Annotated in this window: 17 protein-coding genes and 1 other RNA gene; 8 read left to right on the top strand and 10 right to left on the bottom strand. The window is 46.1% G+C overall.

The window, feature by feature from the left end; all coding sequences use genetic code 11:
• Positions 1-18: 18 nt before the first annotated feature.
• Positions 19-426, bottom strand: a complete 408-nt coding sequence (locus H6F63_RS06845) for a hypothetical protein (protein WP_190635992.1) — start codon at positions 424-426, stop codon at positions 19-21.
• A gap of 222 nt (positions 427-648) precedes the next feature.
• Entirely contained in the window at positions 649-1,935 is a 1,287-nt protein-coding gene (locus H6F63_RS06840) for a lipid-A-disaccharide synthase-related protein (protein ID WP_190635990.1), read from the bottom strand.
• 285 nt (positions 1,936-2,220) lie between these two features.
• Here H6F63_RS06840 and H6F63_RS06835 point away from each other — a divergent pair, with 285 nt between their 5' ends.
• The 4 genes from H6F63_RS06835 to H6F63_RS06820 all read left to right on the top strand — a co-directional run bounded on the left by H6F63_RS06835 (position 2,221) and on the right by H6F63_RS06820 (position 7,866).
• On the top strand, positions 2,221-4,515 hold the full coding sequence (locus tag H6F63_RS06835) for a BamA/TamA family outer membrane protein (protein ID WP_190635988.1): 2,295 nt from the start codon (positions 2,221-2,223) through the stop codon (positions 4,513-4,515).
• A 119-nt stretch (positions 4,516-4,634) separates the two neighbouring features.
• Complete coding sequence (locus H6F63_RS06830; protein WP_190635986.1) at positions 4,635-6,338, top strand: serine/threonine protein kinase; 1,704 nt, start codon at positions 4,635-4,637, stop codon at positions 6,336-6,338.
• A gap of 121 nt (positions 6,339-6,459) precedes the next feature.
• Positions 6,460-6,852: a transfer-messenger RNA gene (gene ssrA / locus H6F63_RS06825) on the top strand.
• Positions 6,853-7,320: 468 nt separating this feature from the next.
• A complete protein-coding gene (locus H6F63_RS06820; protein ID WP_190422095.1) occupies positions 7,321-7,866 on the top strand; it encodes a hypothetical protein in 546 nt (181 codons plus the stop codon).
• Between the two features lie 103 nt (positions 7,867-7,969).
• Here H6F63_RS06820 and H6F63_RS06815 read toward each other — a convergent pair whose 3' ends face one another.
• The 4 genes from H6F63_RS06815 to H6F63_RS06800 form a co-directional block, all read right to left on the bottom strand.
• Positions 7,970-9,787 carry a serine/threonine protein kinase gene (locus H6F63_RS06815; RefSeq protein ID WP_190635984.1) on the bottom strand — a complete coding sequence of 606 codons (1,818 nt, stop codon included), beginning with the start codon at positions 9,785-9,787 and terminating at the stop codon, positions 7,970-7,972.
• Between the two features lie 89 nt (positions 9,788-9,876).
• Positions 9,877-11,070, bottom strand: coding sequence for a 7,8-didemethyl-8-hydroxy-5-deazariboflavin synthase subunit CofH (gene cofH / locus H6F63_RS06810; protein ID WP_190635982.1), 1,194 nt, complete (start codon positions 11,068-11,070; stop codon positions 9,877-9,879).
• A gap of 117 nt (positions 11,071-11,187) precedes the next feature.
• Positions 11,188-13,371 (bottom strand): Tex family protein, encoded by a 2,184-nt coding sequence (locus tag H6F63_RS06805; protein WP_190635980.1) that lies wholly within the window; start codon positions 13,369-13,371, stop codon positions 11,188-11,190.
• 45 nt (positions 13,372-13,416) lie between these two features.
• Positions 13,417-13,860 (bottom strand): DUF4079 family protein, encoded by a 444-nt coding sequence (locus tag H6F63_RS06800; protein ID WP_190457038.1) that lies wholly within the window; start codon positions 13,858-13,860, stop codon positions 13,417-13,419.
• 368 nt (positions 13,861-14,228) lie between these two features.
• On the opposite strand from H6F63_RS06800, the gene H6F63_RS06795 reads away from it, so the two are divergent.
• Entirely contained in the window at positions 14,229-14,399 is a 171-nt protein-coding gene (locus tag H6F63_RS06795; protein ID WP_190635978.1) for a hypothetical protein, read from the top strand.
• Between the two features lie 79 nt (positions 14,400-14,478).
• Here the strand turns inward: H6F63_RS06795 and H6F63_RS06790 are convergent, their stop codons facing one another.
• Both H6F63_RS06790 and H6F63_RS06785 read right to left on the bottom strand, forming a co-directional pair.
• Entirely contained in the window at positions 14,479-15,081 is a 603-nt protein-coding gene (locus H6F63_RS06790) for a hypothetical protein (RefSeq protein WP_190635976.1), read from the bottom strand.
• A gap of 358 nt (positions 15,082-15,439) precedes the next feature.
• Positions 15,440-16,462, bottom strand: a complete 1,023-nt coding sequence (locus H6F63_RS06785) for a YtxH domain-containing protein (RefSeq protein ID WP_190635974.1) — start codon at positions 16,460-16,462, stop codon at positions 15,440-15,442.
• A gap of 286 nt (positions 16,463-16,748) precedes the next feature.
• On the opposite strand from H6F63_RS06785, the gene H6F63_RS06780 reads away from it, so the two are divergent.
• Complete coding sequence (locus H6F63_RS06780; protein WP_190635972.1) at positions 16,749-17,717, top strand: hypothetical protein; 969 nt, start codon at positions 16,749-16,751, stop codon at positions 17,715-17,717.
• Positions 17,718-18,394: 677 nt separating this feature from the next.
• Here the strand turns inward: H6F63_RS06780 and H6F63_RS06775 are convergent.
• Complete coding sequence (locus H6F63_RS06775) at positions 18,395-18,619, bottom strand: hypothetical protein (protein WP_190635970.1); 225 nt, start codon at positions 18,617-18,619, stop codon at positions 18,395-18,397.
• A 350-nt stretch (positions 18,620-18,969) separates the two neighbouring features.
• Here H6F63_RS06775 and H6F63_RS06770 point away from each other — a divergent pair, with 350 nt between their 5' ends.
• Positions 18,970-20,229, top strand: a complete 1,260-nt coding sequence (locus H6F63_RS06770; protein WP_190635968.1) for a DICT sensory domain-containing protein — start codon at positions 18,970-18,972, stop codon at positions 20,227-20,229.
• A 162-nt stretch (positions 20,230-20,391) separates the two neighbouring features.
• Here H6F63_RS06770 and msrA read toward each other — a convergent pair whose 3' ends face one another.
• On the bottom strand, positions 20,392-21,042 hold the full coding sequence (msrA, locus tag H6F63_RS06765; RefSeq protein ID WP_190438882.1) for a peptide-methionine (S)-S-oxide reductase MsrA: 651 nt from the start codon (positions 21,040-21,042) through the stop codon (positions 20,392-20,394).
• Positions 21,043-21,456: 414 nt separating this feature from the next.
• On the opposite strand from msrA, the gene H6F63_RS06760 reads away from it, so the two are divergent.
• Positions 21,457-22,506, top strand: coding sequence for an aldo/keto reductase (locus H6F63_RS06760; RefSeq protein ID WP_190635966.1), 1,050 nt, complete (start codon positions 21,457-21,459; stop codon positions 22,504-22,506).

The raw sequence follows: 22,506 nt of genomic DNA, 5'->3' as shown, positions 1-22,506 counted from the left end.
CCCAAGCCGGCGGGTGGCTCATCCTGCTAGAGGGTTATTTTCTTTTTCTTTAGAAGCAAGGAGGCGTTTGATTTCTTTTGAAATTGCATCTATTCCGGCATCCTTGGCGATAAAAGCATCGGCTTCCGGACAAATTTCTCGACCCACTTCTAAGTTAGTAGCGCTTAGAAATCCTGTTACTAAAACTAATAAAGGAGGGTTAGGAAGAGTTTTTTTAACGTGCATGATTATTTCGCAACCATCCATCCCTTTTTCATATTGGGCAGGAGGGATAGAAAAATCCACGATTACTAAATCATATTGATTTACTTCTTGTAAAAAAGTAAATACCCTTTTATAGGTAAAAACTTCAAATTCTTTACTTAAAAAGCGCTCGATTATCAAACACCAGGTTTCATCATCATCCAATACACCAATTTTATACATGGATTTTGATACCTCAATAATCAACTGCTTAGTTGAACCAAAACAATCTGTTTATTGGCAAAGGTGGGCAATTAATTCTAAAATTGCCTCTTAGGAGATAAGTCATAAGCCTGAGATGGGTTCAGAGAATTTCCCACGGTTTGAAAGCAAAAACAAGTTGCCTCTATAAAGATGGTAATACCTACAGCTACTCTCTTGCATAATAAAATACAAAATGCCCGATCATCTTCTTCCCAAACGCTCTAGCAGACAGGAGGCAATGCGGCGCGCAGCACCTGATTCTCCCATGCGGCGAAGACCATTTTCAGCAATTAGTTGCAGTCGGTCGGGGTCGCGTAGTACCTGCTGTACGACATGGGCAACTTTAGCTGGCTGGTCAACTAGAATTAACGATGGCCCTAAAAGACGAGATTGAGCTTCGGCAAAGGCTGGGGTAAATTGTGGGCCATTACCGGGAAGGGCGATCGCAGGTTTCCCCAAACCGACAAACTGTTCTGTAGCTGTACCAGCCATAGCGATCGCTAAATCTCCCTGATGCAAGCAATCGTTATAAGCATCTTGGGTAAGAATTACAGTGCCATTTTCTTTTTTAAATACAACTTCAGATGGATGAACAGTAAACGATGAAGTGTCTATACCGCCTTCATCATTTGGCTCGTGCCAGCCTTGTAATTCCAAACTTTGACGCAGCGGTTCTAAATTTAATCCTGGTGATATTGCGCCTAAAAACATCACCGGACGAGGTAAAAACGCCTTCATTAAGCTAAGGCAAGACTGAAGAATTTGCTGCCAATTCGCGTAAGCTTCTGGTGGTCTGGAACCTGGGAGAAGAGTAATAATAAGCGATCGCTTAGTTTCTTGCAGTTCAATATCTGAGGCATAAAATACCGATGGTCGTCTAGAAGGTTCCAAACCGTCCATCATCGGGTTCCCCAAATCCAAAGCAGGGATAGAGAACTTTTGCAAAGTCTCGGTTGTCAGTCCATCTCTGGGAAAAACCGCCTTGCAGCGCCGACGACTCATTAGCCAACGCTCCCAAGGCAAGTATACAGAACCCGACCAACCTTCCCAACGTTCTCGCCGCGACCGACGCGGCAATGGCCCAGCTTCATCTCGCAAATAGTATTCTGACTTAGCGGTGCCGACAAAAGCGTAAGGAACGCCACTCAACCAGGCAAAAAGCAGGGGTACAATGTCTCCTACCGCCAAGATTGCTCCACCGCGTTTGCAAGAACGGCGAATTGCTTGGTACTGGGCGAGAGTAAGTTGCAGCAAACCGCCTTTGACATCTCGCGCCAATTGCCGCCCATCCATGTATATAAAGCCACCGGAGGGCATCGTTTGCACCTTGCCAATGATGGGGATATCCAACTGGGCGTAGGCGCGTCCATCGCCCACTAATGGTAAAGCAGCTAATTCTAGAGAATCAGACTGTTGCTGGAGTTGTTGCAAAATCGCACAAGCGATCGCATCCTCTCCATGACCATTACTCAGGCATAATATCCTCATCAAATACCTCCTCCACGGATGTTATATTTTAAACTTTTGATATTTTTTAGCCCCCTCTCTCGATTGCGGGGAGGAAGTTGGGGAGCCAGCGACGGGCGTGGCGGGGTTCTAAAAACCTAGTGCAAGTCCCAAATCCCAAATCAGCACCTTGGAACCTGAGAGCAAAAGCAAGGGTCTTTCTTCAACAAAGCTACTTAAGCGATAAACCATTATCCTGTCTTAGCAGAAAATATTCCTTCTTAGGTATTTTCGGCAATGCCTCTACAAAATTCAATTTTTTAGAATATGCGCGTACCATCCCTTGCCATTTATACCTTAGCTGTCCTAGCTGCCGCAGATTTAGGCTCCCACGCTTTAGCCAGTAACACCTCATCACCAACTCAAACACCAGAAGCGGAAGCCACTAACCTTGTAGTCCCGGTTAATAGTGCCACACCAGTAGCAACAACTTCAACCCAAAAACTGGCAGATGCCAACCCAGTTGTCCCGGTTAATAGTGCCACACCACAACTGGCAGATGCCAAGGTAGTTGTCCCGGTTAATACTGCCACGCCAGTAGCAACAACTTCAACCCAAAAACTGGCAGATGCCAAGGTAGTTGTCCCGGTTAATACTGCCACGCCAGTAGCAACAACTTCAACCCAAAAACTGGCAGATGCCAAGGTAGTTGTCCCGGTTAATACTGCCACACCAGTAGCAACAACTTCAACTCCAAAACCAGCAGATGGTAACAGAGTCGTTGTCCCAGTTAATAGTGCCACGACACCACCAGTTAGGGCAATTGCGGCACCAGAAACTATAAACACGCCTCAGTTTACACCAACAGCTCAGACTCCAAGAGCTACCCCAACTCGCGCTGTCAATTCCTCAGATTTGGTAGTCACAGCAACTGATGTTCAAGTGGTGGGAGTCACAGGGGAATTGCAGCAAGTTGCCCAAAATGCGATTAGCACCCGTCCCGGCGGAGATACCAGTCAAAGTCAGCTGCAAAAAGATGTTGCAGCAATTTTGGAAACCGGACTATTTGCCGATGCTAATGTGACTACTTATGCTGAGAAAAATGGATTGAGAGCAGTCTTCCAGGTTTCACCAGTGGTAGTGCGAAGCGTTCAACTTTCTGGGGCGCAAGTCCTCACGCCAACAGTTGCCAACGACATCTTCAAATCCCAGATAGGGACAAACATCAGCCCAGCGGCAATAACCCAAGGTGTCCAACAAATCAAACAATGGTATGAGAAAAATGGTTACACACTAGCGCAGGTAATAGCTGTGCAGCCGGGTCGCAATGGAGTGCTAGCAATTCAAGTTGCCGAGGGTATCGTCGGCGATGTCAAAATTCGCTTTGTAGACAAAGAAGGTAATCCAACTCAAGGGCGTACTAAAGAAGATTTCCTGCTGCGCGAGATCAAGCTAAAGTCAGGTCAACCGTTCCGCGTGGATGTGGCAAGAGGCGACTTGCAACAACTGTATCAGCTGGGACTATTTGAGAACGCCGATGTTTCTCTCAACGGCGACCCCCGAAAAGTGGATGTCACTTACGAACTAACCGAGGGTAAATCCCGTTCTGTCAACGTTGGCGGCGGCTACAGCGACAATAGCGGTCTTTACGGTACGCTTAGCTACAACGATCGCAATTTGGGCGGCACCAACCAACAACTAGGCGGGAATCTCCAGGTAAGCCCCAGAGACGTACAGTTTGACGGTAAGTTTAGCAGTCCCTATCGCGCCAGCAACCCCGACCGCCTGGGATATTCCGTCGATGCTTTTCGACAACGGGAGCTTTCCGCCACCTTTAATGAAGATGTGAAGCTGCCAAACGGAGATCAAGTTAGGGAAGGACGGTTCGGCGGCGGCGTGACAGTGACGCGACCAGTGGGTGATTTTCAGGGTTCGGTGGGATTGAACTACACCCGCACCAGCATACGCGATCGCGATGGCAATCTCTCCCCAGTCGATGAATTAGGCAATCGTCTTTCCTACAGTGAAAATGGCATTGATGACAAAGTGGCGCTGACTGCTGGAGTCATTCAAGACCGCCGAGACAACCCTGTTAACCCCTCTAAAGGTTCGGTACTCAGTCTTAGTACGGAACAGTCAATTCCAGTCGGTAACGGCAATATTTTGATGAACCGTCTCCAAGCAAATTACAGCCAGTACGTCCCAGTCAATCTCATCGGCAACAAAAACGCAGAAGTGCTTGCCTTTAACGTACAGGGAGGCACAACAATTGGCAACCTGCCGCCCTACGAAGCATTTAATCTTGGCGGTATCAATTCTGTACGCGGTTACGGCAGTGGTGATGTCGCCAGCGGTCGCAGTTTTGTCTTAGCCTCTGCCGAGTATCGCTTCCCGATTTATCAGCCAGTCGGGGGAGTTTTATTCGCTGACTTTGGCTCAGACTTAGGTTCTGGCGATACAGTCCCAGGAGAACCGGGAACAGTGCGCGATAAGCCAGGGGCTGGCTTTGGCTACGGAGCAGGTCTCCGTCTAAGTTCACCTATTGGCTTGATTCGGGCTGACTTCGGCATCAATAACCAAGGCGACAGTAGGCTGCAATTTGGTATCGGTCAACGATTCTAATTTAATTCAAGAGTTTTCTCGTTACCCAGCTTACGCCTGGGAACGCATTCCGTGAGGGCGTAAACTGGGTAACGAGCATTACCTTTAGAATTAATTAGTCCTTCATCCTTTGCGATCGCATGGATACGTTAGTAGGCAAAACTTTGCAGGGTGGCAAATACACGCTCTTAGAAGAACTGGGACGGGGTGGGTTTGGTGTCACCTTTAAAGCTACCCATCACTACTTGGGTCAGTTTATGGTGATTAAAACCCTCAACGATTCTCTGCGTCAACATCCTGACTTTGCCCGGTTCCAGCGCCAGTTTCAGGATGAAGCAAGACGCTTGGCGTTGTGCGTCCATCCGAATATTGTTCGGGTGAATGACTTCTTCATGGATGGTGGCTTGCCTTACCTGGTGATGGACTACATCGCTGGTCAAACTCTGCAAGCTGTGGTATTTCCAGACAATCCTCTGCCAGAGACAACTGCTATCCACTTTATCCGGCAGATTGCAGCAGCTGTTAAGGTGGTGCATCAAAATAATCTGCTGCATCGGGATATCAAGCCGCAAAATATCATTCTGCGTGGGGGAACTCAAGAGGTAGTGCTGATTGATTTTGGCATTGCGCGAGAGTTTACGCCCGACTTGACTCAAGCTCATACAAATATTGTTTCTGAAGGCTATGCTCCAATTGAGCAATACTTACCGCAAGCAAAGCGAACTCCAGCCACAGATGTTTATGGATTAGCGGCGACGCTTTACGCTTTGTTAACGGCACGAGTCCCAACGCCTGCAACAATCCGAAACAGACAACCGATGCCAGCACCCCGCGATTTGCGATCGCATCTGAGTCCGGCTGTCAATCAGGCGGTGATGCGCGGGATGGCTGTTGATGTTCAATACCGACCTGGAAGTGTGGATGAGTGGCTGTCTCTATTGCCATCTCAGTTTGAGGGCCCCAGCAGTATGTCAATTACGGCGATGCCAACAAACACAGCGCCTACGGTTGCTTTTGTGCCTCAGCTTGCACCAGAAGCAAAAAAAAATCAACCCCTCCCTAATCCTCCCCGCAAGGAGGAAGGAATTAAATTTTCCTCATTACTGAAATGGCGCGGTTTTTTGATTGCTTCAGGAATTGCGATCGCTTCGGGAATTGCGATCGCTTTTAGTTCCAATTGGTTCGCGCCTCCACAAACCAAATCGCCAAATGCTGAACAACCATCAATTGAAAAACCACCAACTCAGGATGCTAGCAGCACTGCTGAACCTGTAAAAATTAAGACCACTGCTACTCAACAGCAACCAGTCCAAAATCAAAGATCGTCCCGCAGAAGAAGATCCCAGCAACAACGCGATCGCTCTCCTCTACAAACGCCGCCACCTGAAGTTACAATTCCCGCCACGGGTAATCCTGTGCCGAATACTTCCACTGCTGGAAGTGACTCGAATCAGGAAGCAACTTCAAAACAGGATGATAACGACTCGCGGATTGAGAAACTAAAAGAAGACATCCGCAAGCAAAGAGAGCAGTATCGCCAACAGCAGGATGGCACGGCAAACTCGCCCAAAGCTCCTGATGTTAGCGTGGAAGTTGTTCCTGCTCCCGCACCTGTGCCACCGCCATTTTCTCGTAGTGATCGCAAGCCCTCGGATTCTGCACCCGCTTCCTCATCTGGGGATAATACTGCACAACCACCTTCAATCACCGTCCCGGTTATCAAACCAGAACCTCCACCCGCACCCGTAGCCGACAAGAAGCAAAAATTTGAGCGAGAAAAGCCAGAGAAGCCAGAAAAGTCAGAAAAGTCAGATAAACCAGAGAAGGATAAGGATAAAGAGTAGGCGATCGCATTGTCACCGATCTATGTAGTTCGGATATTACACCCTAATAATTTATTCTGGAAACCTCCCGAAACTCTCCCCACCCCTTCAACAAATATATATAATGGGAAGTGTACGACATGGGGCCTTAATGGTTTCGACAGGTTGGCGAACGCTGCCCCGTGATTCAGGTCGAGAGTGAGTCTTCTCTCGGAAATACCGGGCTCAAAAAAAAAGTAAATGCGAACAACATCGTTCCTATTGCTCGTCGTCAGGCAGTTGCTATTGCCTAATTTCCTCTAACGAGGCATCGAGCGTCTGTAGTCCGACTCCGTTAAAGACCGCAGACACCAACCCCAACGGATGCTCTAGTAAGCCTTCACTGGTAGACTTGCTAGCTAAGATAAACCGGTGCATCCTGTCATCCGGGATAATGGATGGTTCCCGCCTTGAGGGTCAGATAGGCTAAACCTGTGAATGAGCGGTAGGTTAATACCCAATTTGGACACGGGTTCGATCCCCGTAGGCTCCACTTAAATTAAAACTTTAAAAATCACCTTATCAGGCATAAGGTGATTTTTATTTTGGCTGAGTTTCACAAGGAAAAAAAATGCTCCCTCAACTTAAGTTGAGGGAGCATGGTCTTTACTGATGGGTGTGAGAAGCTTTTAGTTCACCTATGCTTCTAAACAAAAGTCTAACGAGCAAATGTGACATGAATGTGACATTCAGATAGCGATGCTGTGACTATTTTTATAAGCTATGAGCGAGGCGCGAAAAGATGTAAAATCGCGGGTTGGCAAAAAACCGGGTTCTTCAATAAAACAAGTTTCTAGCTGTTGGAACTATTTTAAATATATTAAGTCAAAAACCGCGTGAAGCTTTCTTTAAAAGCGATCGCTTCTACCGAATCCCATCCTTATTAAAAAAATACTGCTAAATTAGGCGCTGGCAATTCGGTATTATTAGTAAGGATTTTTACCTCTTAACTTGGCCTTTCTCTATGCAAAAAACCAAGTTGATCCATCAAGTCATCGTTGGTTCAATGTTTTCCTTTGCCCTAGCGACTCTGGGAACCCAGATGGTACAGGCACGGCGGATTATTTCCCTACCGGAAACTAGATGTGTAAGTAGCGGCCCTGGCCGCTGGCGACCGGATAAGTCTGAGGTGGCTATAGGCAGAGCAGTCTATAAAAATGTTTTGCACATGGGGCCTGGTAATACCTATGTGGCAATGACCTGTAAAATCATGCCGGATGGCTATGAAACTTACTTTCAGACACTAAATCTGGAGTATGGAATGCAGGACAATGACAGAGGTAGCCCTGGTAACACGATCAATATTTACTTAGATGGACAGCGGAAAGATTCTCGTACTGTTACGCCCGGACAGAAAGAGTCTGTGTCACTTGATGTTACCAATGTCAAGAATGTGGCGATAGAAACCATCTGTTCTGACCAACCGAACAGAGGGCAATATTGCGGCCGAGTTTATTTCTTTAAAGCTGCCCTGGTGCCTTATCCGCCGCCTCCAGAACCGAAAAAATAGCAAAAGTGCGCTCACCCTTTAGGGTGGCGCAACGCAAACTAAGCCTGCGGAGGCAGGCTTTATATTATAAAGTCCGCGCACCAGGGACTTTAGTCGTGGGGCATCACAAAGATGGTTCAGTTGCTGGGCTTTGTGTAGGGCTAGGACTCTCGGTAGGACTGGGACTTTCAGTGGGAATTGGGGTGGGACTGGGACTCTCGGTGGGGCTGGGACTTTCGGTGGGGGGCGGTTGTTCGTTCAGCTTTTGTTTGGCTGCGGCAACAACTTCCTGTAACTTGTCTTGCCAGTAGCGAATTTGGGGGAAATCAGGGTCTTGGGCGATCGCGATCGCATCTTCCCATCTACCCTCATTAAACGCTTTTTGTACCTCATTAAATTTAGCTTGGGCAGTTGCCCAATTATTCGGCCACTCTTGCAGCACCTCCTTAACTTGCGAGTAAGCAGCACTGCTGGCGGGAATGGATCTTACCAATGCGATCGCGCCCGGCAAATCGCCTGACTGGAATTTTTCCGTTGCTTGTGCTATGATGTCGCCTCCTTTATCCACAGGTGGCGGCGTTGCTGGAGGTTTTGTCGGAGTTGGCTTAGGAGTAGGTGTTGAACCTGCCGAGGCAGTAGAAGCACAGTTTATATATTCACTAAACACCCACCCTTTTATCGGCGAACTAATCTCCACCCAGCCATTCTGCTTGCTGCCAGTCACAGATAAACTCGTACCTTGTCGAACACTGTCTAGAATCCTACCTTTAGGGTTAGTGCGGACATTTAATGCTGGAATTGTAACTTTGCAAGTTTCTTGTGATTTATCTACCCCGCGATTGTCAGGATTATTCGCAGTTCCACCGTCACCCTGTCTTGATTGTGGAGAAATAGCCAAAAACAAACCTCCCCCAAACAGCAAAGCCATCACCGCAGCCCCGATAATCAGAGGAAACTTATTAGAAGGAGCAACAGTAGCACGTGACTGTTGACTAATTGGTGGTGGTGGCGATGGTTGAGGTCGTTGGGGCGGAACAGCCGCAACCGTGTACTGTTCAGACAACGACGGTGGGGGTTGTGAGATAGGTTTCTGCGGCGTTATTCTTACGGGTAATTGCTGTCCGCTTAGTAGATACTGCAAGTCTTGTAGCCCTTCCGTTGCCGACTCGTAGCGGTCTTTGAAGTGGTAGCGGGTCATTTTAGTAAGGACAGCCGCCAACCCTGGACTGACTGATACCAAATGCAGCCAGATAATTTCGCCCGTTTGGGGATCTTCGTGCAATTGCAGCGGCATTAACCCAGTCAACGCCTGGATAGCAATGATGCCCAGCGCATAAATATCGCTGTTGAAACGGGGTCTACCTTGCGCCTGTTCGGTGGGCATATAGCCGGGAGTGCCAATGGCAACAGTAGCACTTGCTTGTGCTGGATTTAATGCCTGAGTCCGGAGTTGCTTAACTGCGCCAAAGTCAACCAAGACTAACTTATTATCTGACGAGCGGCGGATTATGTTGTCTGGCTTGATGTCACGATGAATTACACTGTAGTTGTGGACAAATGCCAGAATACTCAAGAGTTCTTGCAGCATCTGAATTACTTGACTTTCTTGCCAGCAATAACCGGGAGAAAGTTCCGCACTTAAGGGATGTCCATCGATGAACTCTTGCACCAAGTAAAATTCTTGGTTTTCTTCAAAGTAAGCTAACAGCCTGGGAATTTGGTCGTGATTTCCCAGTTGTTCGAGAGTTTCGGCTTCGCTGGTAAATAATCGTCTAGCCGTTTCTAAGAAGTAGGCGTCGCTACTAGCGGGTTTGAGGTGCTTGACAACGCAAGTTGGCGCACCGGGACGACGAGTGTCTTTAGCAATATATGTTTTTCCGAATCCCCCGGCACCCAAGGCTTGGACAACTTGGTAACGCCCGTCTAGTAACTTGCCCAACATGGTTTTTTGCTCAATTATTCTTAAGCATTAGAATCTGTTTAATGCCTTTTTTAGCTTGACATACGCTTGGTTTGTTTGTGTAGAGGCAACTATAGCTCTCTTGTTTCCTTCCCAGCCAGGGCCTGAGAACGAGGGTAGCGATCGCTCATCGGTAAATATCGATAAAGTGTATCCCGTTGTTGATACGGACGACCCAAGTCACTGATAGTTTCCTGCAAGGTTTCTACGGACATACAAGTACCGCCTTGTGCGCCAGCCATACTGGTGATATGCTCCTCCATTAACGTGCCGCCGATGTCGTTACAGCCCCATCTGAGCGCTTCTTTGGCACCCGCAAGACCAAGCTTAACCCAACTGGGTTGATGATTAGAAATCCAATTTCCTAAGAAAATTCGCGCTACGGCGGTAAGTAGCAGTGCATCTTCTAAAATTGGTTGGTCGCGTCCTACACGACGGCGCAAAGGTTTGGGGGCTTCTTGCCCGACGAAGGGCAGCAGGATAAACTCTGTGATCCGGGCGGGATATCCTTTTTCTAAGGCGGTTTGTTGGAGACTTCGCAACTTATCTAAATGGTCTATTTGCTGTTCTGGTGTCTCTATGTGACCGGAAAGCATGGTGCTAGTGGTAGGCATTCCCAACTTGTGCGCCGTTCCTACAATTTCCAGCCAAGTTGCCGTATCCAGCTTTTCTGGACAAAGGACGCGCCGCACCTCATCATCCAAAACTTCCGCCGCCGTTCCAGGCATCGAGTCAACGCCAGCATCTAAGAACGCCGCAATTACATCAGCATAACTAAGCTTGTCTTCCCTAGCAATAAATTGCACTTCTTGAGGCGAAAAGGCGTGCATATGTAGTTGAGGAAATTCCTGTTTAATTGTCTTTACCACTCGCAGATAATAAGGCAAAGACGCACCATTGAGTTTTGCCTGAAGATTGAGTCCCCCCTGCATACAAATTTCCGTCGCATTCCGCCGGACTGCATCTGTAGCTTTTTCCAGAATTTGAGCGCTATCTAACCAAAATGCGCCGTCTTCCCCATCATCGCGGCGAAAGGCGCAGAAACTACAGTGCTGTTCGCAGATATTGGTAAAGTTAATATTGCGATTGACAACGTAGGTAACGATATCGCCAGCTTGGTTTAGTCGCAGTTGGTCAGATGCTTCCTGAATCGCCGTCTTAATTGCTGGGTCAGTTTGCTTTAATAGTACAACCCCCTCTTCTTTCGACAAATCACAACCCGCGAAAGCCCGGTCAAGAATGGCATCAACAGTTTTAGTAGTCACAGCAATTCCGATAAAAGTAGGAACACCTTTTAATTTTGGCAGGAAATCTTATTAACGTGAAGCTCCCGCCTTACTAATAGCATTCCCAGGCTGAGCCTGGGAACAAGAAATAAACTGCTATCTCCCACCACGTCCGCTATTTGCGGAACCTGCTGATTTCATTGATAGGCTAATTCGCTTCAATTTCTCATTGACTTCTAGCACTCGCACTTTCACAACTTGTCCAACTTTGACAATTTTCTTAGGATCGTCAACGAATCGATCTGCTAATTGCGAAATATGCACTAAACCGTCTTGATGAACGCCAATATCAACAAATGCACCGAAATTAGCTACATTCGTCACAATTCCCTCTAATTCCATGCCTACGGTGAGATCCTTAATTTCTTTGACACCTTCTTTGAAAGTTGCATACTTAAATTGTTCTCTAGGATCTCTTCCGGGCTTTTCCAATTCGCTAATAATATCGCGTAGGGTTGGTTCGCCTACTGTTTCTGTGACGTATTTTTTCAGGTTCATCGACTTAAGCTTTGCTGCAATCTGCGTTATCTGATCTAAAGGAGTATTTAAATCTTTAGCGATCGCTTCCACCACTTTATAGCTTTCCGGATGCACTGCTGTATTGTCTAACGGGTTGTCGCCAGCACGAATTCGCAAAAATCCAGCCGCTTGTTCAAATGCTTTTGGCCCCAATTTTGGCACTTTCAAAAGTTGTCGCCGATTTTTAAATGCACCATTTTCGTTGCGATAGTTGACGATATTTTTCGCCACTGCTGGTGTCATCCCAGAAACAAAAGTTAGAAGTTCCTTCGAGGCAGTATTCAAATCTACGCCAACGTAGTTAACGCAACTTTCCACCGTTTCATCTAACTTTTTTTTCAGCAATTTTTGGTCTACATCGTGCTGATACTGTCCCACACCAATCGATTTAGGATCGATTTTAACAAGTTCAGCTAAAGGGTCTTGCAAGCGGCGACCGATACTGATGGCACCGCGCACGGTAAGATCAAGTTCGGGAAACTCTGCGATCGCTACCTCAGAAGCCGAGTAAATCGACGCTCCCGACTCATTCACCATCACTTTAACTGGTTTGCGATCCATCGTTTTGAGAACTTCCGAAACAAATTCGTCTGTCTCCCTTCCAGCTGTACCGTTGCCAATAGCTATCAACTGAATATTGTGCTTTTCAATCATTCTTTTGATAGCTTGTGCCGCTTGAGTGCGCTGTGCGGCGGCTTGGTGTGGGAAAATAGTTTGATACTCCAAAAATTTTCCCGTTTCCGAAAGTACAGAAACTTTACATCCAGTCCGAAAACCTGGATCTATGGCTAATGTCGGTTTCATTCCTGCTGGAGGAGATAGCAGCAACTCGCGCAGATTACTTTCAAACGTTGTGATAGATTCAACATCAGCGTAAGTTTTAATTTCCGAACGCACTTCGCTAATTAAGGAAGTTTTCATCAAGCGATTGAACGCATCTTTGAGCATGGCTCGGTAAAAGTCTCGAATTGCAGGAATTTTCGTTTTAATTTCCTGCGATTCTAGATAGGACATCACAACTGTTTCATCGAAGGAAAGTTCTAAATTTAACACTCCTTCAGTTTCTCCGCGCAGCAGTGCCAACATATTATGTGGCGCGATATTTGTCACCCGAATTTGATAGTTTCGGTACATCTCAAATTTGGTGGAACCTTCGGGATGTTCATCTTTGATGCGCGAGACAAAAACGCCTTCCTCCAGCAAATATTCTCGCAGATGCGATCGCAAGTTTGCCCGCTCTGACACTTCTTCTGCCAAAATGTCAGCAGCACCCTTAAGAGCATCTTCAGGAGTTTTTACTCCTTTTTCTTCAGAAACATACTGTGCCGCCGCTTCCACCAAGGACACAGGCTTTGCATTGGGAAGGTTCAACGACTTGATAAACTCGGCAAATGGCTCTAAACCTTTTTCCCTAGCAATTGTGGCGCGTGTTCGTCGCTTCGCTCGGTAAGGTAGGTAAAGGTCTTCAAGTTCAGTTTTTTGCAAACAAGATTCGATTTGAGCTTTCAGCTCATCGGTAAGTTTGCCTTGGGATGCGATCGCTTCCAAAATGGCCGCTTTCCGTTCCTCCAGTTCAGTCAAATAAGCATATCTATCAAATAAATCGCGCAGCTGAACTTCATTCATCTCGCCAGTGCGCTCTTTGCGGTAACGTGCAATAAAAGGAATTGTTGACCCCTCAGCCAAGAGTTCCAGAGCGTTTTGCACCTGAGAAGGCTTGAGGGAAAGTTCTTGAGCCAGTAGTTGAGGAATATTCAGCATTGGGGTGTCAGCGGTTACGAATCAAACACTTCTGTAGCGATCATTCTACGGTAACAACTGATTTACCAGTCCTAATCCAGATAGCAGTTGCACCGTTAGCAACAATAGCACTAAACCATTGAGAGTTAAATGCACAGAGCTAGCCCAAGAAGTGCGGCGAAAGCGCAATATTACCGTTGCGCTAGTAATTACTAAAATAACAACTGCCAATCCAACCAAATTGTGAGGGGAACCAGTAAGCAAGTCATCAAGTGTGAATTCCGCAGTCGTCACCCAACCCAAAAGCCACACACCTATACTGATCGCCAAAAACCCAATCCCTACTTTTTTGTGAATTTTTTGGAGATTGAACGTTTCCATCACATCTAAACCGCTTTTACCCAGCCGTGCATTGCGGTAACGCCAACCATAAGTTGCAGCAGTAGCCGCTAGCGCGATCGCAGCCACTCCGCCTACAGGATGCACCAAGGAAAGCCAATTGAAAGTCACTATATTTGATACAAACGTTTACACTTCCAATTCCACTATAAGCCCTGGTTACGGAAGCCATTCTCCTCACCTCAGCTCAACTAGCGAATAAAATACTATCGAAGGCAAAGGCTTTTAAACAATTTCCCCAAGAGACGAGCCTTTTTGTGAAGTTCGCGCTCTTTCACCAGCAACCATGACTACAAAAATATTAGACAAATCAACCCTACAGCCAGAACATTGAGCGATAAAGTAATCCTCACTCTCAGGCTCAATGACAATGAACCAGTTGTAGCGGTCTTTAATCAATTCAGTCCGGAGCCGCTTAAAGATTGGACGACAACGCTTTGATATCGGCTTCTTTTTTGGTTCTTTCTTCTGGAGATATAGTGAGTTCTGGGAATATTCTGCGGCGTCGTGCTTGGCGCTTCGATTTTTGTTGTGTCATATATTCAAAGTTATTTGATAATGACAACAGGAAAACTTATATTGAAAAATATATAAAAGCGATCGCTTTCTGGAAAAAAGAAGCGATCGCTACTAATTCAATTCTGTTCTGATAACAAAAGTTTGTGCAGTTTCAAACACAATAAAGCCAGGGTTTGCTCCTAAACGCCCCTTTCAGCGAAGTTTGCTTTATCAAGCATTACCTTCACTTTCCACTGGCACTAAAATGTATTTTATCTGCTTATCAGATCCCTTGACAATCTGACTACTAGATGGATTGGCATTCTCAGTTGCACCCTTCAATGCTTCTCCCGTACCTCTTACATTTTCGTTAACATTCTCCGCTGCATCCTTGAGTACATCCACTGTACCTTTTACAGTTTCGTTAACGTTCTCCGCTGTACCCTTAACTGTGTTCAGCGTATCTTTTACAGTGTAATTAACATCTTGGGTTACACCCTTAACTTTGTCCCCTACATCTATTACTGTGTCATTAACGTTGACAGCTACGTTCTTTACCCCGTCACCTACGCTTCTTACAGTTTGGTTAACACTTTCAGCGGCATTCTTGACTGTGTTTCCTGCATTTCTTACAGTCTGATTAACCCTATCAACAGAACCCTTATTAGCTAAAGCGCCAGCTATTGCACCCACCGTAGCACCAATGAATGCTCCAATCGCTATTTTAGTGAACGCATTATTCATGCCTGTGCCTGCTGAAGGAGCATCATATTCATGCGGAATTTGCTCAACAAAGATTTCATCTTCATCCAAAAATTCGTTGCTCTCAATCATAAAAATCGTCTCCTTCCTACTAAATAAAACTGATGAATAGCCGTTAGCTTATCCCGTTTAACTTTTTTGCCACTACACTAATCGCTTTTGTTAGCCCACCTTTAAAAGGGGGTTAGGGGTATCAAATGTGTATCCTTCCAAAAGTAAATTGGTATTAGCTCAGCAAAAAGCACTATCTAGTTACCCAACAAGTACAAAAGAATAGTTAGGGAACGGTTAGCTTCAACCCAAGAAATTGCGATTTTTCGGCTCTACATGGGTAAGGGTAAATAGAGAAAAGTTAGGAGTTATGAATTTATGAATTATTAACTCCTAACTCCTAATCCCATTATCCATTCCCAGTCATCAAAAATTGCTTCTAAATGTCAGCAGTACCTTCATAAGGCTGTATTGCAGGAACTTCTCCTTCTTGGAGATAGGTTGCGACATCTTCGTCCTGGGGGCCGGAAATGTATGCCGTCTGCATATCAATTTCCCTTTCCATGCCGATGTTACCAGTCATCGCAACCTGCGATGTATTTGCAACCGGGCGTTCTATCGCTACCTTAAGGTTCTGCTCGTAAGATGGCTTGATATCCTCAGCTGTATCCTGAACTGAGTCCAATGCACCTATTACAGATTGCTTGGCATCCTCAGTTGTATTTTTTACCTGATCCGCTGCACCTGCTACAGCTTGCTTGGCATCTGAAGATGCACCTTTGACTGCATCCAATGCACCTACGACAGCGTGGTTAACACCTTCAGCCGTATCTTGTAATGTGCCTACTACAGCGTAGTTAACACCCTCAGCTACACTCTTGACTGCCTCGCCAACACCTTTGGCTGTCTGACCAACACCGCCAGCTACAGTCTTTGCTGCGTCGCCAACACCGCCAGCTACAGTCTTTGCTGTCTGACCAACACCATCAGCTACAGTCTTTGCTGCCTCGCCAACACCTTTGGCTGTCTGACCAACACCATCAGCTACAGTCTTTGTCGCATCGCCTACACCTTTAGCAGCGTGTTTAACACCTTCAGATGTTCTCCTACCAGCCAAAAGACCAGCTAATGTGCCTAATGTAGCACCGATGAGTCCTCCCATCAGCGCTCTAGATAAGCCTGGATTCATGCTGCTGGATTGTTGCCCAACATTCATGCTGCTGGATTGTTGCCCAACATTCATGCTGCTGGATTGTTGCCCAACATTCATGCTGCTGGATTGTTGCCCAACATTCATGCTGCTGGATTGTTGCCGAGCAACGGGTTGAGGCGTAATGGTAGGACTATTGTCTTCTCTAGCTATCCCAGTACTTATGGTTGTCTCTTCTGTACGAACGTAGGGTTGAGCAGTGGCGCTAGCAACTTGGTCGTCACGTTTATCGAATTGTATGTTATTAGTCATTATTTTCTCCTTTGTTCCCAAGCAGCTAAATTTTGTTTTGGCGTAGCTTGTCATCACTTGCAATTTTAACGAGCCTCAATAAAGACTTAACTGAGCTAAAGGCAGACATATAGTACATCTGTAGTTGTAGATTTTTAGTCCCAATCATCGTATATGGGTATACCTGGGTAGATGTTTAGTAATGTCTCTCTTGAGGTCGGTGTAAGTGTATACGTGCGTCGCTAAATTGGCCATAGCGGCGACATTTAGATCGTTAAGCCGTTTTGGTAGGCAGGAGACGGGCATTATGACACAGAGCAACCAGCCTTTTGATCGGCATGACGAAAATACTGGACGGATTCCGGCACAGTCCAGCGTTCCTCCAGCAGAAACTGGCATAAATGGCGTTGATACTACCTTAGATGGAGCTAACGAAGATACTGACGCGGCTACCGAAGAGTCCGGCATTCAGCCAACAGGCACCCGTAGGCGTGTCGCCAATGCTGCTTTAGCTGGAGCAACCTTTGGTGCTGTAGTCAGCGCGGCAGCTGCGGCGTTTACTGGTAAGGGTGTAGGTGAGGGTCTTAAAGCAATTGTTGAAGGTGTAACGGATTTAGTAATAAAAGGTGCTACTGCGGGTGTTGCACCTACTATTGAAGGTGCAATGGACACACTTAAAGGTGCTGCTGTGGGTGTTCAACCTACTATTGAATATACCTGGGATACGCTTCAAAGTGCTACGGGTGTTCAACCTACTATTGAAGATGCCAGCAACACACTTAAACCTACTGCTGCGGGTGTTCAACCTACTATTGAAGATCCTTGGGATACGCTTAAACCTGCTGCTGCGGGTGTTCAACCTACTATTGAAAATGCCAGCAACACACTTAAAGCTGCTGCTGAGCCTGTTGTTAAACCCCCTATATCTCCCGTTGATTCTATCCCCAAATCTTTAGACCCGCCCCCTGCGACTGGTGCAGCTGGTAGTGTTGCTAATGATGTAATGAACAGCTCTGCTTTAGTGCAACTGTTGCTGAGTCAGGTAGGTAGCGAACTGGCGATGAGTTTCTACGAGCAGCTACCAGCAGTTGTCCTTGCTGAAATTCAACGGTTAAGCACTAACCCCACTCCGGAAGAGCAACAGCGAATAAGAGATAGCTGGACACAAGCTCTAGAACCTATAGCTATTGCGATTATCCAATCGGGACAACTATTCAAACCCAGCACTGTGTATCCCACAAACAACGGGCATCGTAAGCATACTGAAGTAACTTGAGGCAATAGTTAATAGATTTTTAAAGCCAAGAATGGATACAAATATTGTAAGAATTCACGTCTAAAATTGAGGAACTAGAGACGAAGATAGATCGCTCTATCGACGTTTTGAGGGCTTCTTGCTATCTAAATCTTTACTTACTTTGAGGCGCTCGATATCTTATCTGAGGTCGTCGAGCATTTTTTGTAGCTGACACAGCGCCCCGGCTTGCTCCACGATCATGCTGACTGGTTCTTGTTTGGAAAACTGGCTAAGGCTTTTCGGGACTGGTTGTTGCGCCTAGCTTTGATCATAGCCAGTGCATCTGTTCAGTTAGGGCTATGGTGCTTGCTAAACTTACTGATGAAATGCTCACCTGGTGTACTTAAGCCTAAGTTTTTTGTCATGAAACCGCCTCACTGTTCGAGGTAGATTGCATTTCTATATCATAATATTTACACTTTAATTTAGATGCTCTTAGCTTGGTTTAAATAATGTTAATGAGCATACATTGCTATGTATTTTTTGTAGAAATAGATATTAATTTATCCAAAAATATACTAATTAGCTAAAAATGTTTTTATGTAAAAGTTTGACTTTTTTATATAAGTCGTCGAGGAGATAGAGCAACTGAAATGGTAAGCAGAAGCTGTCTGGAGCCTGCCAACAAGATTAAGACTGGTTTTGATTTATGGCTTTTATTGAATCATAAAAAGCGATCGCTTCCACTTTTGTTGATTCAGGACACAGAACGCTAGTTTTAAACAGGTAATGATGCACGTAGGCGATCGCTCAAATCTTCGAGTGTACAGTTGCGTAACGCAGCGATCGCAATGATGCTTTTGGGTACTTCCCGTAAATACAGGTAGCGATCGCGTTCTGCTACCCTCCTGTGAAGTGCCAATCAAGCAACGCCACCTCACCTGCCACTTCCGGCGCTTTTAGCGGGGGTAACGCCGAAGACATTTCCTAAAAAGTATCAAGCACCTGAAAAACTGAATTTATCAAACTTCTATCTTACTATAAAATTAGCATTTTTTACTTAAAAATAATTTGGCATTTTTATATCAGTAATTATTAATAAACTATATAATAATAAAAATGCTCTCCTGTAATTGTGGTGCTAACGCATCATGCGAATGAGCCAAATCATGGCTTTTAAACTGCTGTTAATTTGTGAATCGTATTATAAATTACTTTTTTAAAGAAAGAGAAATCAGGAGAGCAAGCAAAAAATTAGGGTGTTCTTACTACTGAACACAATGCCTGTGTAATGGATATTTCACTCTTCCGCTCGGTTGCTAGTCAGTATCAGCATATACGCCGTGTAAACACAGTCTCAATGATGAATGTCATAAGTCATCAGATAGAAGACCAAGTTATCCAGCATAAACTTTCAGTAGACTTTTACGCGGGCTTTCAAAAATTTTCTAATTTTCCAGATCAACTGCGTCGCTATAGTCGCTTAGGGGCAATATGTAGGCGAGTTTATGTGTTTGGTATTGCCGACTCGGAACCACCTTCTATTCCAGGGGTAGAGTTTATTGAAATTTCACCCAGCTCTGTTCTGTCTCGCGAGTGGTTTTTGTTGGTCAATACTTCGAGTTTTTGGACTACATTGGTTGCCCAAGAAGTAGATGGACGGGACATAACAACGGGGGGACGACGCTTTGATGGGTTGTGGTCTTTTGACGAGCAAGTAGTTGACCGAATCTCGCTGCTGATATCACAAGTTATGGAGTCATCTTACCAGCCGATTAGAAAGCGCAACTACGAACAGCAAAACATCCATATATCCGACATCAGCAGCCGCATGCTCAGTATGCTGGAACAGGTTGTACTAAATAATCAGCGTCGCCGAGTACACCTCCGCACCTTGCAACAATTTGCGGAAACCTCCTCAAGCAATCCAGACAATCTTCTAGAAGATACAGCAGAGATTTTACACAGTATTTTTGGTGCTACGGGTGTTGTCATTGCTGGACTCAACCCTTCCAAGGAAGATTATTCAGTCTGTGCTATAGCAGGCGATGCGAATGGCAAAGGTTGGAAAATGCCTGTGAGTGAGGGATTGATCGGACGAGCAATTCAGCAGGCGCGATTGATCCAGGTAACAAGTGTGCGCCAGAGACACGAGAGCGATCCGTTATTGCCCACTGCCAAAGCGTTGATTGCTGCGCCAATTATAGAAGGTCAGGTTTATGGTGCGATCGCTATTGGCAACACAGAGTCTAATCAATGGGATGAAGATGATGGTCAGACACTGATGGCGATCGCCAGGATGCTAGCAATCCATCTCCGACAGATAGATAATTCTGGGTCTGACCCAACAGAGCAACTATCCACCCATGAGCTGCAACAAGCCGTTGTTGAGCAGCAAGAGGCTGTAGTGCATCTTTTGACACTTCAGAAAAAACTCCGCAGCTTGGGCAACCTTACCCCCATTCAACTTGAAGTTTTACGTCACATGAATAAACACTTTGCTAAGTTAGTCGCGCAGATTAAGATAGCCAGAAACCTGATGCGGAAGTGACTTTTTAAGGGAGGGCTTCTTCCTCGTTCTCAGGCGGAGTCTGAGAACGAGAAATTCATATACACTAACTAAGCATTTCAGTCCGTTTCAACGGACTTGAGCTTTGAGCCTCGAACTTTAGTTCAGGGCTTGAGCGCAGGACAAAAATGAAGTGCCGCTATTTTAAGCCTGTACTCCTACAGGACAAGCAACTTTCGTCCCACCTAAACCACAATACCCACCAGGATTTTTGGCAAGATACTGCTGATGGTAGCTCTCTGCATAGTAGAACTCAGGAGCCTCAATAATCTCAGTAGTGATATCGCCATAGCCAGCCGCATTCAGAGCTTTCTGATAAGCGTCTCGCGATGCTTCAGCCAGCTGCCTTTGACCTGAATACACGTAAATTCCTGAACGATACTGAGTGCCAGCGTCATTGCCTTGACGCATACCTTGAGTGGGATTATGGCTTTCCCAGAAGACTTTTAGAAGTGTTTCGTAACTAATAATTTTTGGGTCAAAAACCACGAGAACCACTTCATTATGTCCGGTCATGCCCGTGCAAACCTCTTCGTAGGTGGGGTTTGGTGTTGTGCCAGCTGCATAACCCACTGCGGTGCTAAAAACGCCCTCTTGCTGCCAAAATTTCCGTTCTGCACCCCAGAAACACCCCATGCCAAACATCGCCATTTCCATCCCAGCTGGAAAAGGAGGCTTGAGAGGATGACCGTTGACGTAGTGACCAGAGGGTACTGGCATTGACTCTGCCCGTCCTGGCAATGCCTGCTCAGGAGTAGGTATAGTTTGCTTTTTGCCAAATCCGAATAGCGCCATGAATTTTGATGTCTGAATAGGTCGTTACGTTACTTAATACTATTTTAGCGCTTTGGCTTGTGACTCAGATCCAGCACTTTTTCTAGCAACAATATTTTTTAGTAAGTTACAACTCAATAGGGTTCACTTAGAAGATAAAAATTCAAACCTGCGATTTGTTGGGTAACATTCCCGTAAGAGGATGTCCTAGAAGTGTCAAAAGTTAGTTTGATCCCCCCAGCCCCCCTTTTTCAAGGGGGGAGAATCAAGCCTTAGTCCCCCTTTTTAAGGGGGATCTCCACGCTCTAAGCGTCTCGATTATGACTTTTCAGACATCCTCTAAGGCTACGCGAAAGCAAGCTACAACCATTCCCGACAACTATCCTTAAGTAAGCTCGCACTAAAACTACATTCGTTCTACAAGGGGCAAAAACAATGAGATACAAACTCTTGGGTAAAAGTGGATTGAGGGTATCTGAACTGTGCTTGGGAACAATGACCTTCGGTGAAGATTGGGGCTGGGGCGCTTCCAAAGACGAAAGCCGTCAGGTTTTCGATGCCTTTGTGGAAGCAGGAGGCAACTTTATTGACACCGCCAACGGCTACACCGATGGCAGCAGCGAGAAAATCGTTGGTGAGTTAATTGCCGCAGAACGCGATCGCTTTGTCGTTGCAACCAAATACTCATTCCCCTTGCATATGAGCGACAAGGCAGGCAACCCCAACGGCAGCGGCAACCATCGTAAGAACATGATGCAGTCGGTAGAAGGCAGCCTAAAACGCCTCAATACCGACTACATCGACTTATTCTGGCTGCACGCTTGGGACTTTATGACACCTATTGAAGAAGTGATGCGTACCTTTGATGACCTAGTACGTTCTGGCAAGGTGTTATATATTGGCATTTCGGACGCGCCTGCTTGGATTGTTTCTCAAGCAAACACCTTGGCGCAATGTTACGGCTGGACTCCGTTTGTCGCTTTGCAAGTCGAGTACAGTTTGGTTGAACGGACACCAGAACGCGACTTGCTACCGATGGCGAAGGCATTTGACTTAGCGGTTACGCCGTGGTCGCCTCTTGGCGCTGGTGTGCTGACGGGCAAGTACAATAAAGCCAGTGGCAATAACGAACAAGGGCGACTGGCGACTACTTCCGGGGGAAATATTTCCCAACGCCATATAGCGATCGCAGAAGTTGTGAGTCAAGTTGCCGAAGAAATCGGACACACGCCTCCACAAGTTGCATTAGCTTGGTTGCTTGCTCAAAGTGGCGTTGTCATCCCAATTATCGGCTCTCGCAAAGTATCGCAGGTTAAAGATAACTTAGCTTGTCTGGATGTGAAGCTATCACCAGAGCATTTGCAACGCCTCAACGAAGTTAGCAAAGTTGAACTTGGCTTCCCCCATGACTTTTTAAGCAATGATATGATCCGCGATCGCCTTTTTGGTGGCACGTTCGATTTAATCGACAATCACCGCAGCTGA

This window comes from Trichocoleus sp. FACHB-40 (genome assembly GCF_014695915.1).
GTDB classification, from domain to species: Bacteria; Cyanobacteriota; Cyanobacteriia; order Cyanobacteriales; family FACHB-T130; genus Funiculus; species Funiculus sociatus.
Note: the sequence above shows the minus strand (reverse complement) of the source record. Positions and strands in the feature narration are given on the sequence as shown.

What these genes read in the sequence shown, in the direction of transcription:
- H6F63_RS06845 (WP_190635992.1), bottom strand. Translation starts at nt 426, where the DNA reads ATGTATAAAATTGGTGTATTGGATGATGATGAAACCTGGTGTTTGATA.
- H6F63_RS06840 (WP_190635990.1), bottom strand. Translation starts at nt 1,935, where the DNA reads ATGAGGATATTATGCCTGAGTAATGGTCATGGAGAGGATGCGATCGCT.
- H6F63_RS06835 (WP_190635988.1), top strand. Translation starts at nt 2,221, where the DNA reads ATGCGCGTACCATCCCTTGCCATTTATACCTTAGCTGTCCTAGCTGCC.
- H6F63_RS06830 (WP_190635986.1), top strand. Translation starts at nt 4,635, where the DNA reads ATGGATACGTTAGTAGGCAAAACTTTGCAGGGTGGCAAATACACGCTC.
- H6F63_RS06820 (WP_190422095.1), top strand. Translation starts at nt 7,321, where the DNA reads ATGCAAAAAACCAAGTTGATCCATCAAGTCATCGTTGGTTCAATGTTT.
- H6F63_RS06815 (WP_190635984.1), bottom strand. Translation starts at nt 9,787, where the DNA reads ATGTTGGGCAAGTTACTAGACGGGCGTTACCAAGTTGTCCAAGCCTTG.
- H6F63_RS06805 (WP_190635980.1), bottom strand. Translation starts at nt 13,371, where the DNA reads ATGCTGAATATTCCTCAACTACTGGCTCAAGAACTTTCCCTCAAGCCT.
- H6F63_RS06790 (WP_190635976.1), bottom strand. Translation starts at nt 15,081, where the DNA reads ATGATTGAGAGCAACGAATTTTTGGATGAAGATGAAATCTTTGTTGAG.
- H6F63_RS06785 (WP_190635974.1), bottom strand. Translation starts at nt 16,462, where the DNA reads ATGACTAATAACATACAATTCGATAAACGTGACGACCAAGTTGCTAGC.
- H6F63_RS06780 (WP_190635972.1), top strand. Translation starts at nt 16,749, where the DNA reads ATGACACAGAGCAACCAGCCTTTTGATCGGCATGACGAAAATACTGGA.
- H6F63_RS06770 (WP_190635968.1), top strand. Translation starts at nt 18,970, where the DNA reads ATGGATATTTCACTCTTCCGCTCGGTTGCTAGTCAGTATCAGCATATA.
- msrA (WP_190438882.1), bottom strand. Translation starts at nt 21,042, where the DNA reads ATGGCGCTATTCGGATTTGGCAAAAAGCAAACTATACCTACTCCTGAG.
- H6F63_RS06760 (WP_190635966.1), top strand. Translation starts at nt 21,457, where the DNA reads ATGAGATACAAACTCTTGGGTAAAAGTGGATTGAGGGTATCTGAACTG.